Raw genomic sequence first — 13,981 nt, forward strand, 5'->3', positions numbered from 1 at the left:
GCTCTCGGCACGATCTGACGATCCGTCAGTTACGAGGTCCACGTTTCCGGGAAACGAGGAGAACGGCGATGACCGACACCGCACACGTCGACACCGCACACGAGCTCGGCGCCTCCCGCACGCTCTGGGAGCTCGTCGAGCGCCGCGCCGCCCTCACCCCCGACCGTCCCGTATTCCTCCAGGACGGCCTCCAGGACGACCTCCGGGGCAACCGCGTCCTGACCTTCGGCGGGCTGCGCGAGCGGGGTGAGCGGGTGGCGGCCGGGCTGTACGGGATGGGGGTGCGGGCCGGGACCGTGGTGGCGTGGCAGCTGCCGACCCGGATCGAGACCGTGCTGCTGTCGTTCGCGCTGGCCCGGCTCGGGGCCGTGCAGTCACCCGTCATCCCCTTCTACCGGGACCGTGAAGTGGGGTTCGCGCTACGGGAGTCGGGGGCGGAGTTCTTCGCGGTGCCGGGCGTGTGGCGCGGGTTCGACCATGCCGCGATGGCGCGGCGGCTGGGGGCGCGGGGGGTGTTCCCGGCGTACGACGTGCTGCCGGACGGCGATCCGGCCGTGCTGCCGCCGCCGCCCGCCTCCGGCACGTCGGTGCGCTGGATCTACTGGACCTCGGGGACCACGTCCGCGCCCAAGGGTGTGCTGCACACCGACCGTTCGCTGCTCGCGGGCGGGTCGTGTCTGGCGCACGCGCTGCGGCCGTCGGCCTCGGACGTCGGCTCGGTGGCGTTCCCGTACGCCCATATCGGCGGGCCCGACTACACCGTGATGCTGCTCCTCTACGGCTTTCCCGCCGTCCTGTTCGAGCACTTCGCGCTGCCGGACGCGCTGGACTCGTACCGTCGGCACGGTGTGACCATCGCGGGCGGGTCGACCGCGTTCTACTCGATGTTCCTCGCCGAGCAGCGCAAGCGGCCGGGGGTGCCGATCATTCCCACGTTGCGGCTGCTCGCGGGTGGGGGTGCGCCGAAGCCGCCGGAGATCTACCACGCGGTGGTACGGGAGTTGGGGTGCCGGCTGGCCCATGGGTACGGGATGACCGAGGTGCCGATGATCACGATGGGGTCGCCGGACGACACGGCGGAGGATCTGGCGACGACGGAGGGGCGGCCGCCGGAGGGGATGGAGATACGGATCGTGGACGGGGAGGTGCGGTTGCGGGGGGAGGCGGTGTGCCGGGGGTATCTGGATCCTTCGCATCACGCTTCCGCGTTCGACGCGGACGGGTTCTTGATGACCGGGGATCTTGGCCATCTGACCGCGAGCGGGCATCTCGTGCTTACGGGGCGGCTTAAGGACGTCATCATCCGCAAGGGCGAGAACATCTCCGCGAAGGAGATCGAGGATTTGCTGCATCGGCATCCGGGGGTGGGGGATGTGGCGGTGGTGGGGGTGCCGGATCCCTCTCGGGGGGAGCGGGTGTGTGCGGTTGTCGAACTGCGTGCGGGGGCTTCGGGGTTGACCCTCGCCGGGGTCGTGGCGTTTTTGCGGGGGGAGGGGCTGGCCACGCACAAGTTGCCGGAGCAGTTGGAGGTGGTGGATGCGTTGCCGCGTAATGCCGCGTTGCGGAAGGTGTTGAAGTATGAGTTGCGGGAGCGGTTTGGGGGGTGACGGGTTGTGTGCCGGGTGCGGGTTGTGTGTGGCTGGTCGCGCAGTTCCCCGCGCCCCTGGGGGTATGGGGCTGATGTCTCGTCTTCGCGTGCGGGCCGTCCTGGGTTGCTCGCGGCCACGCGGCGGAGCCGCAAATCGACACAGTCCCGCGCCCCTGAAAGCGTGGGTGACCCTCGACGTAAGCGAACCCCGGCGTCGCCTCACGCCGACAGTGGTTCGGCCTCGTCTGTCGCCGCTGCCTCCACGTCGCCGTACACCTCGAACAGGCGGCGGACGCCCAGGGCCGCCAGGACTCGGTTCACGTGGGAGCCGTCCACCGCTCCCCTGGCCGGGAGGATCAGGCGGAGCCTGCCCTGGCAGGAGCGGATCAGGCGGCGGGAGGCGATGAGGACGCCGACGCCGCTGGAGTCGCAGAAGAGCACTCCGGACAGGTCCAGGACCAGGTCGCGGCGGCCCGCCGCCACCGCCTGGTGCACGGCCTGGCGTACCTGCGGCGCCGTCACCAGGTCCAGTTCGCCGCGCACGCGCACCACGGCCCATCCGCCCTGCTCGGTCTCGTTCACCATCAGCGTCACGCGTCCGGACCTCTCTGTGCAGTCGGCCCCCGTCCGTCCCTTGCGCGACTGCCCGGCCGGGGCCGTACGAAACCCCCCGCGCCCTACCACGACCAGCCCTTTCGGGAGCGCACTTGCCGCAAACGAGCGCGTCTTTCGGACCCCCGCACTACATTCGAAGGGACACGAGTGCACAGGGGCACGGACAAAAGGTACGGAACGGGCAACACGGCACACGGTTGGGGAGCCGCATGGCGAAGGACGCACCACCGCGCTGGGATCGCAGGATGCAGCAGCGACTGGCGCGCGGCGAGGCGGCCGCGCTCGGCGAGCTGTACGACCGGTTCGCCTCGCTCGTGCACAGCCTGGCCCACCGCGTCCTCGGTGACGAGTCCGCCGCCGACCAGATCACCCGCGAGGTGTTCGGTTACGTCTGGGAGAACCCGGACGCGTACGACCCCAAGCAGGGTTCCATGCGGTCCTGGGTCGCCAAGCTCACCCAGCGCCAGGCCGTACTGCGGCTGCGCCAGTCCGAGGCGGCGCAGTACGCGGAGCGCGGCGGCGGCTCCGCCGAGGAGCTGGAGGCGAAGGTCCTGCGCGCCTCGGCCGCCGCCCGCGCCGACTACATCGTGACGTCGATGCCCGCACCCCTGCGCCAGGCCCTCGAACTCGCGTACCACGGCCGCCGCGACTACCGGCAGGCCGCCGCCGACCTCGCCATCACCGAGGACGAGGCCCGGCGCAGACTGCGGCTCGGGCTCCAGCTGCTGTCCACCGCCAACACCCGTCCGCCGGAGGGCGCCTCGCCGCCCGGTTACGGACGTGCCCGGTGAACGGGCCGGTGGAGCAGGGACCGGCGCTGCCCGACGACGAGAACGGCACGCCGCGCATACCGCCACCGCGCCGCGCGGCCGACGACATCGAGGAGCTGCCCCCGGCCATGCCCGAGCCGATGCCGACGCGGGCCCCCGAGCCGGTGCGGGCCGAGCCCGTCGTCCGCTCGCACGCCGTGCTCAAGTCCCTGCTCGGGGCGTGGGCGCTGGCCGCGTGCTCGACCGAGGAGACCGAGGCCGTCGAGGCGCACCTCACCGAGTGCGCGCCCTGCGCGGAGGAGGCGCTGCGGCTGCGGGACGCGGTGGGGCTGCTGCACACCGACCGCAGCCTCGACCTGGACCCGCTGCTGCGCTCCCGGGTCCTGGAGAACTGCCTGGGCCGCCGCCCGGCCCGTATCCCGGTGCCGGACTGGGCCGCTCCGTACGACGCGGAGACCGCCCGCCTGGACTCGCTGCTCAATGACTTCGGCGAGGCGGAGTGGCACGCGCCGGTGCGGCTGAAGTGGTTCGAGCACGAGCGGCAGGTGAGCCGCCGCACGACGGTCGCCGGGGTGATCGGGCACCTGATGGCGGTGGACGGGCTGGTCGCGGCCGCGCTCGGCCTGGAGGACCCGGCGGGCGCCTCGCTGCCGGCCGGCCCGACCGCGCGCACCGAGGCGTTCTGGACCGCCACCAGGTTCCCGCTGACGCGCGCGGTGCGCGAGCCGTGGCGCGAGCACAGCCACACCCTGATCCGCACGGTGTCGTTCGCGGGCCGGGGCGTGGCCGAACTGGACGTCCCGTACGGCGAGTTCGCCCTGCCGCTGCGGGACGCGTTCCTCGACCGCGCCTTCGAGTGCTGGATCCACGCGGGCGATATCGCGGACGCGGTCGCCTACCCGTACGAGCCGCCGTCCGGGGCGCATCTGCACAAGATGATCGACCTGGCGGCGCGGATCCTGCCGAGCGCGCTGGCGGCCCGCCGCCGCGCGGGCCTAGCGGCTCCGGCGCGCGGTCTGGTGTCGGCCGGAGCGCCGGGCCGTTCGCTGCGCCTGGAGATCGAGGGCGCCGGCGGCGGCGAGTGGTTCATCGCGCTCGACTCCCCCGCCGCCAAGGGCTCGCCCGACCACGCGGTGGCCCATATCGCCCTGGACGGCGTGGAGTTCTGCCGCCTGGCGGCAGGCCACATCCCACCGGATGACGCGGCGGTGGGTCGCCGAGGCGACCGGGAGGCGGTCAGGGATGTCCTTTTCGCGACGGCGTCACTGAGCAGGCTGTAGTTCGCTACGCGAAAACGACCGTACGCCGACCGTTGAGCAGGATCCGATGCTCCGCATGCCACTTCACGGCCCGCGCCAGCGCCTGGCACTCCACGTCGCGGCCGATGGCCACGAGCTGGTCGGGGGTGACCTCGTGGCCGACCCGCTCGACCTCCTGCTCGATGATCGGGCCCTCGTCGAGGTCCGCCGTCACATAGTGCGCGGTGGCACCGATCAGCTTCACCCCGCGCGCGTGCGCCTGGTGGTACGGCTTCGCGCCCTTGAAGCTCGGCAGGAACGAGTGGTGGATGTTGATGATCCGGCCGCTCAGCTGCTTGCAGAGGTCGTCCGAGAGGACCTGCATATAGCGGGCGAGCACGACGAGCTCGACGCGCTCCTCCCGTACGAGATCGAGCAGCTGGCCCTCGGCCGCCGCCTTCGTCTCCTTCGTCACCGGAATGTGGCGGAAGGGAATGTCGTACGAGGACACCAGCTCGGCGAAGTCGGTGTGGTTGGAGACCACTGCCGCGATCTCCACCGGCAGCGCGCCGATCTTCGAGCGGAACAGCAGGTCGTTGAGGCAGTGGCCGAACTTGGAGACCATCAGGACGATCCGCATGCGCTCGTCCGCGCGGTGGATCTGCCAGTCCATCTGGAAGGAGTCGCCCACGGCCGCGAAGCTGGCGCGCAGCTTCTCCACCGTCACCGGAGCCTCGGCCGAGAAGTGGACGCGCATGAAGAAGAGACCCGAGTCGCGGTCTCCGAACTGCTGACTGTCCTCGATATTGCAGCCGGTGATGAAGAGATAGCTCGACACGGCGTGCACGATGCCCTGTTTGTCCGGGCAGGAGAGCGTGAGGACGTACTGGTCAGTCATCCAGGCAGGATGCCACAAGCGGCCGGTCCCCCCGGTCACCGCTCAGGATGCGGACCCGTACATGGACGTACGCGAGGTACGAGGCGTACGCCACGTCCGTGACGGGCGGCTCACGCCGAGCGCGTCAGGATCCGCAGGACCTCCAGCGAGCGGGGCGCCGCGTCCGGGTCGTCCGCGTCGTTCACCGCCAGCCGCACATGCGCCTCGCGGGCCGCGCGGACCGCCTCCGGCCAGGCGTGGTGGGCCAGGAACGCCGAGATCGGCGCGTCCGCCCCCACCTGGTGCATGATCCGCAGCACCCGCAGCACCGCGACGTCCACCAGCGCGGCCTCGCCCGAGTCGCGGAAGACGGTCCCGACGTACTTCTCCGCCGACCAGTTGTCCAGCCAGGTGTCCTCGACCAGCCGGTAGACGGCGTCGGTGATGTCCCCGTACCCCTCCCGCCCGGCCAGCCAGGTGTCCTGGTGGAAGGACTCGTCGGAGAGCATGTGCAGCGCGGAGCGCACGTTCGCGCGCCAGCGCCACCACGGCATGTCATTCAACGGCATGCCGCCCATGGTGGAGGAGCGACGGCCGCGACGGGAAGAGCTGGCTGAACCTTGCTGCACGCGTTCGATCGTACGTTCCCCTTGTTCGGGGCGCCCGAGGCCCCCGTAATTCACCTGCGCGTCACCCAGCGTTGACCAATGCCCACTGTGCCGTTACCCATGAGGCGGAATTGTGCAGGGACATGACCGGATGGCGCAGCTCCTCCTCCTCCCGCCCCTGGAAGTCCGTGACGGCCGTCTTAGCCGTCGCGTCAACGGCGGCCGGGGCCGCGCTGTTCTCCGGCTGTGGCGCACTCCCTGGAGCCGCGGGGGGCTCCAGGGAGCCTGTCACCGTGATGACCTGGGCCCCCGAGGGCACCCGTGCGACCAATATGCCCGGAATGCCGTCCATGGCGAAGGCGTACGCGCGCTGGGTCAACGCGCGCGGCGGCATCGACGGCCACCGCCTCCAGGTGGTCACCTGCAACGAGCAGAACACCGCGACCGGCGCCGCCGAGTGCGCGCGCCAGGCCGTCAAGGAGAACGCGGTCGCGGTCGTCGGCTCCTACAGCCAGTACGGCCGTGCCTTCATGTCCCCGCTCGAAGCCGCCGGCATCCCCTACATAGGCGGCTACGGCGTCTCCGACGAGGAGTTCTCCAGCGCGCTCTCCTACCCCGTCAACGGCGGCCAGGCGACGCTCCTGGCGGGCAGCGGCAAGCAGTTGGCGCTGTGGTGCGACAAGGTGGCGCTGGTGCGGCCCGACACCGTCTCCGGCGACCTGCTGCCCGAACTCCTCAACGAGGGGCTGTCCCCCGGCCATCGCCGCCAGGCCGCCGACATCCGCACGGCCGACGACGCCGGCGACTACACCCAGCAGGCCCAGGACGCGCTCGTGAAGGCCGGGGCGGACCCCGCACTGCCCGACCGCATCGGCAAGAAGGCGGCCGCCGACCGGGCGCGCAAGGGGTGCGTGACGGCGGTCCTCGGCGATCACACCGAGACGTTCTTCGACTCCTTCCGGCGCGTGGAGAGCGACGACCAGAAGGTGCAGGTCGCCTCGGTGCTCGGCTCGGTCGGCCAGCCGCTGGTGGACCGTACGGGCGGCAAGGACGGCCCGTTCGAGGGCGCGTACGTCACCGGCTGGTACCCGGAGGCGGGCGACCCGCGCTGGGAGCCGATGAAGCAGGCCATCCGGGAACAGGCGTTCCGGGACGAGACGATCAACGCGGCGGACGCGGGCGTCGAGACGACCTGGATCGCCTACACGGTCCTCAACAGGGTCATCGAGTCCCTGGACCAGAACGACATCGCCGCGCACGACCTGATCCGCGCGCTCAACAAGGGCGTCAGCGTGGACACGGGCGGGCTGACGCCGACGCTGCGGTGGAAGTTCGAGGACATGCTGGCCGCGCCGGACTTCCCCCGGATCGTCAACCGGGACGTGACGTTCCAGGTGGTGCGGGACGGGCGCCTGGTGGCCGCGAAGAAGGGCTTCACGGATGTGAGCGCCACGCTGGAGGATGCGTCGGTCCGGAGCTGACGCGCGCCGTCCGTACGGGTCGGCCGCGACGGCCCGTACGGACGGGAGCCTCGCGGCCCGGCGCTTCGGCCGGAAGCCTCGGAGCCGGAAGCCTCGGAGCAGGGAGCCTCAGCGCCGGAAGCCTCAGAGCAGGGAGCCTCAGAGCTGGGCCGACGAGCGCTTCGTCAGGCCGTACTTGCCCGCGATGGCGTTCCACAGGCCCGACGCCTGCTGCTTGGCGATGGTGGCCTCGCCGCTGGCGCGGTCGCCCTGGGCCTCCTCCGCCGTGTGGCGGGAGTGGCCGTGCTTGCAGCCCTTGCCCTTGCCGTTCTGGTCGGCCCAGCCGGCGTAGTGGTTGTCGGCGGAGGCGGACGCCTGCCACGCCTTGGTGAGCTGGGCGGTGAGCTTGGCGTTGTTCGGCAGCTTGTCGACGGCCACCTTCTGGAGCCGGGTGACCAGGTCGCCGCGCTGCTTGGCGGCGTCGCGCAGCGTGGACGCGGCGACGTCCAGCTTGTCGCAGCTGCGGATGTTGGAGACCGCGCCGATGACCGCGTCGCGGCTGTTGTTGCTGTCGGCCAGGAGCTTGTCGAGCTCGACGGCCTGCGCCTTGGCGGGGTCGTCGCCCGGCTTGGCACCGCCGTCGGTGCCCGCGGTCGGCGTGGTCGCGGCGATCGGGGTGTTGCCGTCCTTCTTGCCGTCGTCGCCGCCACCGCCGCTGAGGAGGTACCCGGCGCCGAGTCCGACGACCGCGAGGCCGACGCCGACGGCGGCGATGACGCCGAGGCGCGAGCGGCGCCGGGGCTCGTCGTCGTAGGAGTCGTACGCGTACGCGTCGCCGGGCGGGGGCTGCTGCTGGTACTGCTGCGCCGACGGCGGGGCCTGGAAGTGCGGCGGCTGCGACTGCGGCTGCACCTGGACCGAAGGAGACGTGCCGAACCGGCCCAACTGCTGGGTCTCGCCGCCGCGTTGGGGCTGCTGCGGCCCGTCGGCGCGGAAGAGGCTGTCGAACTCGGCGGGCGGCTGCCGCTCCCCGGGCGCGCCCGGGCGTATGCCGTACGGGGCGTCCTGCGGGGGCGCGGGGACCGGCGGGGCGGCCGACGCGGCCGGGACCGGCGGCAGGTACTGGGTGGCCCCGTCGCCGCCGGGGGCCTCCGGCGGCAGGGCGCCCGGGGGCGCGGCGGGCACGGGCGCGAGGAACTGGGTGGCCTCCGCGCCGCCGGGGGCCGGGGGCACGGGCTCGATGAACCGCGTCGCGTCCGAGGCACCGGCCGGGCCGGGGACGGGGGCGATGTACTGCGTGGCGTCCGAGGCGCCGGCCGGGGGCGCGCCGATGTACTGCGTCGCCTCCGAACCGCTGTCGGCCTGCGGCAGGGGCGCGATGTACTGGGTCGCCTCCGAGGCGCCGGCCGGGGGCGGGCTCAGGTACTGCGTCGCCTCCGAACCGCTGTCGGCGTGCGGGACGGGCGGGATGTACTGGGTCGCGTCCGTGGTCTCGGCGGGCAGCGGCTGGGCCCAGACGGTCGCCGGTCCCTGCGCGGGCGGACCCTGCGGCGCCGGGGCCTGCCCGGGCCGGTCCGGGCCCCACGGCTGGCCCCAGGACTGCCCGGCGGGCGGGGCCGCCTGCGGGGCCGGGGGCCAGGGGGCGGATCCTTCGGCGGGCAGCACGACGCCCTCGTGTGCGGGCCGTGCAGCGGGCAGCTGTGGCTCGTCACCCTGTCGGCTCTGCGTCACCGGGGACTCCTACGCGTGGGATCTACGGAACGTCGGGTCACGCTACCGGGTCCCCCCGTCGGGGTGCCACGCCCACCCGTCCGGGGACGTCCGGCGTGCTCCCCGCGGTTCCCACCGGCGCGCTCCCCATGCCGACTTGTGCCCCCGCTCACATCGACGCGAGCCGCGCCCCGTTCGGGGCGCGGCCCCCGCCTCACGCCGCCTGCATCTCCAGGCGCGCCCCGAACTCCCGTACCGAGGGCTCGTCCGCGTACGGCTCCAGGCGCTGCTGGAGGTCGTCCAGATAGTCCGCGCCCCGGTTGGTGCGCAGGGTGGCCAGCAGGTCCACCGCGCGCGTGCCGGTGGCGCAGGCCAGTTCCACCTCGCGCTGCTGCACCTGTGCGGTGGCCAGCAGGACAAGACCGATCGCCCGGCGCCGGGCGCGGGTCTCGGGGTGGCCCGCCAGCGACTCCTCGGCCCGCCGTGCCGCGGCCTCGGGCTGGCCGAGGTCGCGGTGGCAGTGCGCGAGTTCGTCGGAGAGGTAGGCGTGGTCGAAGTGGGCGATCCAGGACGGGTCGTCGCCGGAGTCCGCCGACGCCGCCTCCATCGCCGCGAGCGCCCGCCCGGCCACGGTCTGGCAGGTGCGCGCGTCGCCGAGGAGCGCGTGCCCGCGTGCCTCGGCGGCGAAGAACATCGCCTCCGCGCGCGGGGTGACCCGGCCCCGGGATCCCTCCTGGGCGGCCCGGGCCAGCTGGGCGATCTCGCGCGGGTTGCCCAGCTGCGCCGCGAGGTGGCTCATGGAGGCGGCGAGCACGTAACCGCCGTAGCCGCGGTCCCCGGCCGCCTGGGCGAGCCGCAGGGCCTGGATGTAGTAGCGCTGGGCCAGGCCCGGCTGGCCGGTGTCGACGGCCATGTAGCCGGCGAGCTCGGTGAGCCGCGCGACCGCCGCGAACAGCTGGCGCCCGACCGTCTCGCGGTAGGAGCCCGCGAGCAGCCCGGAGACCACGCTGTTGAGGTAGTGCACGACGACCGGGCGCACATGCCCGGAGCCGAACCGGTGGTCGAGCTCGACCAGCGCCTCGGTCATCGCCCGTACCGCGTCGACGTCCGCGACCCCGACCCGCTGCCCGGCGCTCCGCGCGACCTGCGCGTCGGCCCCGGTGATCAGCCAGTCGCGGCTCGGCTCGACCAGCGCGGAGGCGGCGACCGTGGAGCCGGTCAGGAAGTCGCGGCGGCCCACGTCGCTGCGCCACAGCTCGCAGACCTGCTCGATGGCGCCGAGGACGGTGGGCGAGAACTGCAGGCCCACCCCCGTCGCCAGGTTCTTGCCGTTGGCCATGCCGATCTCGTCGATCGTCACCGTCCGCCCGAGCTTGCGCCCGAGCGCCTCGGCGATGATCCCCGGCGCCCGTCCCCTGGGCTGCTGGCCACGGAGCCAGCGCGCCACCGATGTCTTGTCGTAGCGAAGGTCGAGCCCGCGTTCGGCGCCGACCATGTTGACGCGCCGGGCGAGACCCGCGTTGGAGCACCCGGCTTCCTGGATGAGCGCCTGCAGCCGTTCATTGGGCTGGCGGGCGACTAGAGGCCTGGCTGCCATGTGAACCCCCTGAAGCGGCAGTTGATCACTCCCGTGATCACTGCCCTGCGAAAAGGCAGAGAATGCGAAGGAACCGAAGGAAAGCGATGGAACCCGGAAATGCACGGGAAATCGGACGACTTGTCGCATGAGTGGACGAGCCGTCGTACTTCTGTGGCATTGCCTTGTTTCTGTGGGATCCCCCCGCATGTGCCTACCCGCGACGAGAGGTGCGACCTCGCGCGCGCCCCCGTCCATGCACCCATGCGCCCCGGATGCAGGATCGATGCTCCTGCGCCGCCCGCCGCGCGCCCGTAACCCGAGGTGGTGGTGGTAGTTGAGTTCTGCGTGGAAGAGACCATCACAGGCACGGAAGCCGCACAGATCCCCAAGCAGCGCGGCGACCAGCTCCTCGACAGCGCGGTGCGGTACGCGGAAGAGCGGCACTGGGACGTGTTCCCCGGCACCTGGCTGGAGGCGGCCGAAGGCGTCGAGCGCTGCTCGTGCGGCGACGCCGCCTGCCCGTCGCCGGGGGCGCACCCGTCCCGGCCGGACTGGGCGACCCAGGCCACCGGGAGCGCCGTCGCCGCGCGCCGGCTGTGGTCGAAGCAGCCGAAGGCGTCGATCCTGCTGCCCACCGGACGGACCTTCGACGCGATCGACGTCCCCGAGTCGGCCGGGTTCCTGGCGCTGGCCCGGATGGAGCGGATGGAGCTCACCCTCGGCCCGGTCACCTGCACCCCCGACCGCCGGATGCTCTTCTTCGTGCTGCCCGGAGCCGGGGTGAAGGTCCCCGACCTGGTGCGCAAGCTCGGCTGGACGGCGGCCTCGATCGACCTGATCACCCGGGGCGAGGGGCACTACGTGGCGGCCCCGCCGACCCGGGTCGGCGGCCATGGCGCGGTCCAGTGGGCGCGGCGCCCCACCCCGGCCAACCGCTGGCTGCCGGACGCGGAGGAACTGATCAGTCCGCTTGCCTACGCCTGTGGGCGCGAGGCCGCCGCCGCCCGGGTGCGCCACTCGTAGGCTGGTCCCCGTGGCCGTACGGACAGACGTACGGACGGGGACGAAAGGCAGCACCATGCCGAACCAGACATTCGGTGACTCTTCCGCCACCGCGGGCGGTGTACCGGGCGCGCCGCCCGCTGTCCGGGTACGGGGCCTGTGGAAGCGTTTCGGCGAGCAGATCGCCGTGGCCGGGATCGATCTGGAGCTCCCGGCGGGGAAGTTCATCGGCCTCGTGGGGCCCAACGGAGCCGGCAAGACCACCACGCTGTCGATGGTGACCGGGCTGCTCAGGCCCGACATGGGCAGCGTCGAGATCGGCGGCCACGACGTGTGGCGGGACCCCGTCGCCGTGAAGGCCCGGATCGGCGTGCTGCCGGAGGGGCTGCGGCTCTTCGAGCGCCTCTCGGGACGCGAACTGCTCGCGTACACCGGGCGGCTGCGCGGGCTGCCCGGCGCCGAGGTCGACAAGCGGGCCACCCAGCTCCTCGACGTCCTGGACCTGGCGGGCGCCCAGCACAAGCTCGTCGTGGACTACTCGACCGGCATGCGCAAGAAGATCGGGCTCGCGGCGGCCCTGCTGCACAACCCCGAAGTGCTGTTCCTGGACGAGCCGTTCGAGGGCGTCGACCCGGTCTCGGCCGCCACGATCCGCCGCGTCCTGGAGCGCTACACCGCCTCCGGCGCCACCGTCGTCTTCTCCAGCCACGTCATGGAGCTCGTGGAGTCGCTGTGCGAGTGGGTCGCGGTGATGGCCGCCGGACGCATCCGCGCGCAGGGCACGCTCGCCGAGGTGCGGGGCGGCGCCGACTCCCTGCAGAACGCTTTCCTCGAACTCGTGGGCGCGGGCAGCTCGAACGCCGGCGACGCGCTCGACTGGCTCGGCGGCGGTGCGGCCCGATGAGCGCCCCGGCAACGACCACCCCGGCGACGGCCGCTCCCGTGGGCACGGTCCCGCTCACCCCCGTCTTCGTACGGCTCAAACTCTCGCTGCTCAAGAACGGGCTGCGGCAGTCCGGCGGGCGCCGCACCGCCTACATCGTCTCGGCCGTGCTCGCGCTGCTCTTCGCGGCCCTCCAGCTGATCGGCCTGCTCGCGCTGCGCGGCAACGCCCACGCGGGCACGGTCGCCGTGCTCGCCACCGCCGTCCTCGCGCTCGCCTGGACGGTGATGCCGCTGTTCTTCCCCAGCGGCGACGAGACCCTGGACGCGACCCGCCTGGTGATGCTGCCGCTGCGGCCGCGCCCGCTGATCGTGGCGCTGCTGGCAGCCTCCCTGGTCGGCATCGGGCCGCTGTTCACGCTCTGTCTCACCCTCGGCTCGGGCATCGCGGTCGCGCACAGCGCGGCCGCCGCGGTCGTCGCGGTCCTCGCCGTGCCGCTGACGATCCTGGTGTGCGTGGCGCTCGCGCGGACGGTGGCGGCGGCCAACACCCGGCTGCTCACCTCCCGCAAGGGCCGCGACCTCGCGGTGCTCAGCGGCCTGGTGATCGCGGTGGGCTTCCAGTTCGTCAACTTCGGCATGCAGAAGCTCGGCGACTCCGGCGGCCTCTCCGCGCTCGACCCGGCCGCGAAGGTCGTCCGCTGGGTGCCGCCGGCCGCCGCGATCGGCGCGGTGGACTCGGCGAGCCAGGGCGCGTACGGCCGGATGGCGCTCCAACTCCTGCTCACCGCCGCCGCGTTGGCCGCCCTGCTGTACGCCTGGCAGCGCTCGCTCACCCAGCTGATGACGACCCCGGACGGCTCCACGCTGCGGCCGGACGCCGCCCGCAAGGAGTCCCGGCCGGGTCTCGCCGGACTGCTGCCGCAGAACCGCACGGGCACCGTCATGCTGCGCACCCTGCGGTACGTGTGGCGCGACCCCAAGACCAAGGCGTCCTGGATCACCTCGCTCGCCATCGGCCTCATCGTGCCGGTCTTCAACGCCCTCCAGGGCCACGGCTCGGTGTACTTCGCCACCTTCGGCGCGTTCATGCTGGGCGCGCAGATGTACAACCAGTTCGGCCAGGACACCTCGGCGTTCTGGATGGTCGTGCAGACGATCTCGGGCTCCCGGGACGCCTATCTGGAACTGCGGGCCCGCGCCCTGGCGATCCTCCTGGTGACCGCCCCGTACACGGTCCTTGTCGCGGTGGTGACGGGCTCGCTGACCGGCCGGTGGGACGCGTTCCCGGAGGCGCTGGGGCTCTCCTTCGCGCTGCTCGGCGCGATGCTGGCGACGGGCGCGTTCGCCTCGGCGACGTTCCCGTACTCGATCCCCCAGGACAGCCGCAAGAACGTGGCGCCCGGCCAGGGCGGCATCGCCTTCCTCGCCATCATGGGCGGCATGATCACCAGCGGTCTGCTCTGCCTGCCGATGATCGCCCTGACGATCTGGGTGCATGTCTCCCAGCGCGGCGCCCTGTGGACGCTGCTGCCGGCCGGTGCGCTCTACGGGGTGCTCATCGCGTACGCCGGGCTGCGCGCGGCCGCGCCGCGCACGGCGAAGCGGCTGCCGGAGATCCTGCTCGCGGTCAGCCGGGGCTGACGCCCGTC

At 72.6% G+C, this 13,981-nt stretch carries 12 protein-coding genes; 7 read left to right on the forward strand and 5 right to left on the reverse strand.

Going from position 1 to position 13,981, the window contains the following annotated elements; genetic code table 11:
* Window positions 1-68: 68 nt before the first annotated feature.
* Window positions 69-1,607 (forward strand): AMP-binding protein, encoded by a 1,539-nt coding sequence (locus tag ACGFRG_RS13685; protein ID WP_393263704.1) that lies wholly within the window; start codon window positions 69-71, stop codon window positions 1,605-1,607.
* Window positions 1,608-1,807: 200 nt separating this feature from the next.
* Here ACGFRG_RS13685 and ACGFRG_RS13690 read toward each other — a convergent pair whose 3' ends face one another.
* Window positions 1,808-2,182 carry an STAS domain-containing protein gene (locus tag ACGFRG_RS13690; RefSeq protein ID WP_361431414.1) on the reverse strand — a complete coding sequence of 125 codons (375 nt, stop codon included), beginning with the start codon at window positions 2,180-2,182 and terminating at the stop codon, window positions 1,808-1,810.
* A 230-nt stretch (window positions 2,183-2,412) separates the two neighbouring features.
* Here ACGFRG_RS13690 and ACGFRG_RS13695 point away from each other — a divergent pair, with 230 nt between their 5' ends.
* Together ACGFRG_RS13695 and ACGFRG_RS13700 are read left to right on the forward strand one after the other, a co-directional pair.
* A complete protein-coding gene (locus ACGFRG_RS13695) occupies window positions 2,413-2,994 on the forward strand; it encodes a sigma factor (protein WP_361431411.1) in 582 nt (193 codons plus the stop codon).
* 107 nt (window positions 2,995-3,101) lie between these two features.
* Entirely contained in the window at window positions 3,102-4,253 is a 1,152-nt protein-coding gene (locus ACGFRG_RS13700; protein WP_393263777.1) for a zf-HC2 domain-containing protein, read from the forward strand.
* Window positions 4,254-4,257: 4 nt separating this feature from the next.
* Here ACGFRG_RS13700 and purU read toward each other — a convergent pair whose 3' ends face one another.
* Both purU and ACGFRG_RS13710 read right to left on the reverse strand, forming a co-directional pair.
* Window positions 4,258-5,109, reverse strand: a complete 852-nt coding sequence (gene purU / locus ACGFRG_RS13705) for a formyltetrahydrofolate deformylase (RefSeq protein ID WP_361431405.1) — start codon at window positions 5,107-5,109, stop codon at window positions 4,258-4,260.
* A gap of 110 nt (window positions 5,110-5,219) precedes the next feature.
* Window positions 5,220-5,657, reverse strand: a complete 438-nt coding sequence (locus ACGFRG_RS13710) for a hypothetical protein (protein WP_393263707.1) — start codon at window positions 5,655-5,657, stop codon at window positions 5,220-5,222.
* Window positions 5,658-5,839: 182 nt separating this feature from the next.
* Here ACGFRG_RS13710 and ACGFRG_RS13715 point away from each other — a divergent pair, with 182 nt between their 5' ends.
* A complete protein-coding gene (locus ACGFRG_RS13715) occupies window positions 5,840-7,177 on the forward strand; it encodes an ABC transporter substrate-binding protein (RefSeq protein WP_361431403.1) in 1,338 nt (445 codons plus the stop codon).
* A 138-nt stretch (window positions 7,178-7,315) separates the two neighbouring features.
* Here ACGFRG_RS13715 and ACGFRG_RS13720 read toward each other — a convergent pair whose 3' ends face one another.
* Window positions 7,316-8,887 carry a hypothetical protein gene (locus ACGFRG_RS13720; RefSeq protein WP_393263709.1) on the reverse strand — a complete coding sequence of 524 codons (1,572 nt, stop codon included), beginning with the start codon at window positions 8,885-8,887 and terminating at the stop codon, window positions 7,316-7,318.
* 193 nt (window positions 8,888-9,080) lie between these two features.
* Complete coding sequence (locus ACGFRG_RS13725) at window positions 9,081-10,463, reverse strand: transcriptional regulator (RefSeq protein WP_361431398.1); 1,383 nt, start codon at window positions 10,461-10,463, stop codon at window positions 9,081-9,083.
* Window positions 10,464-10,790: 327 nt separating this feature from the next.
* Between ACGFRG_RS13725 and ACGFRG_RS13730 the strand changes: the two genes are divergently transcribed.
* Genes ACGFRG_RS13730 through ACGFRG_RS13740 form a run of 3 tightly spaced genes read left to right on the forward strand, consistent with a single transcriptional unit; the run spans window position 10,791 to window position 13,973 of the window.
* Window positions 10,791-11,468: a bifunctional DNA primase/polymerase gene (locus ACGFRG_RS13730; protein WP_361431395.1), complete on the forward strand. Its 678-nt coding sequence runs from the start codon at window positions 10,791-10,793 to the stop codon at window positions 11,466-11,468.
* Window positions 11,469-11,523: 55 nt separating this feature from the next.
* On the forward strand, window positions 11,524-12,351 hold the full coding sequence (locus tag ACGFRG_RS13735; protein WP_361431461.1) for an ABC transporter ATP-binding protein: 828 nt from the start codon (window positions 11,524-11,526) through the stop codon (window positions 12,349-12,351).
* The gene (locus tag ACGFRG_RS13740; protein WP_361431392.1) at window positions 12,348-13,973 is read left to right on the forward strand and encodes a transporter; all 1,626 of its coding nucleotides are present in this window, start codon (window positions 12,348-12,350) and stop codon (window positions 13,971-13,973) included. Before ACGFRG_RS13735 ends, ACGFRG_RS13740 begins: the two co-directional genes overlap by 4 nt.
* Window positions 13,974-13,981: the final 8 nt, after the last annotated feature.

It is taken from the genome of Streptomyces sp. NPDC048696 (assembly GCF_043198895.1).
Classification (GTDB): Bacteria; Actinomycetota; Actinomycetes; order Streptomycetales; family Streptomycetaceae; genus Streptomyces.

Excerpts from the sequence above, each read along its gene's own strand:
- ACGFRG_RS13685 (WP_393263704.1), top strand. The coding sequence starts at position 69 with ATGACCGACACCGCACACGTCGACACCGCACACGAGCTCGGCGCCTCC.
- ACGFRG_RS13695 (WP_361431411.1), top strand. The coding sequence starts at position 2,413 with ATGGCGAAGGACGCACCACCGCGCTGGGATCGCAGGATGCAGCAGCGA.
- ACGFRG_RS13700 (WP_393263777.1), top strand. The coding sequence starts at position 3,102 with ATGCCCGAGCCGATGCCGACGCGGGCCCCCGAGCCGGTGCGGGCCGAG.
- purU (WP_361431405.1), bottom strand. The coding sequence starts at position 5,109 with ATGACTGACCAGTACGTCCTCACGCTCTCCTGCCCGGACAAACAGGGC.
- ACGFRG_RS13710 (WP_393263707.1), bottom strand. The coding sequence starts at position 5,657 with ATGCCGTTGAATGACATGCCGTGGTGGCGCTGGCGCGCGAACGTGCGC.
- ACGFRG_RS13715 (WP_361431403.1), top strand. The coding sequence starts at position 5,840 with ATGACCGGATGGCGCAGCTCCTCCTCCTCCCGCCCCTGGAAGTCCGTG.
- ACGFRG_RS13725 (WP_361431398.1), bottom strand. The coding sequence starts at position 10,463 with ATGGCAGCCAGGCCTCTAGTCGCCCGCCAGCCCAATGAACGGCTGCAG.
- ACGFRG_RS13735 (WP_361431461.1), top strand. The coding sequence starts at position 11,524 with ATGCCGAACCAGACATTCGGTGACTCTTCCGCCACCGCGGGCGGTGTA.
- ACGFRG_RS13740 (WP_361431392.1), top strand. The coding sequence starts at position 12,348 with ATGAGCGCCCCGGCAACGACCACCCCGGCGACGGCCGCTCCCGTGGGC.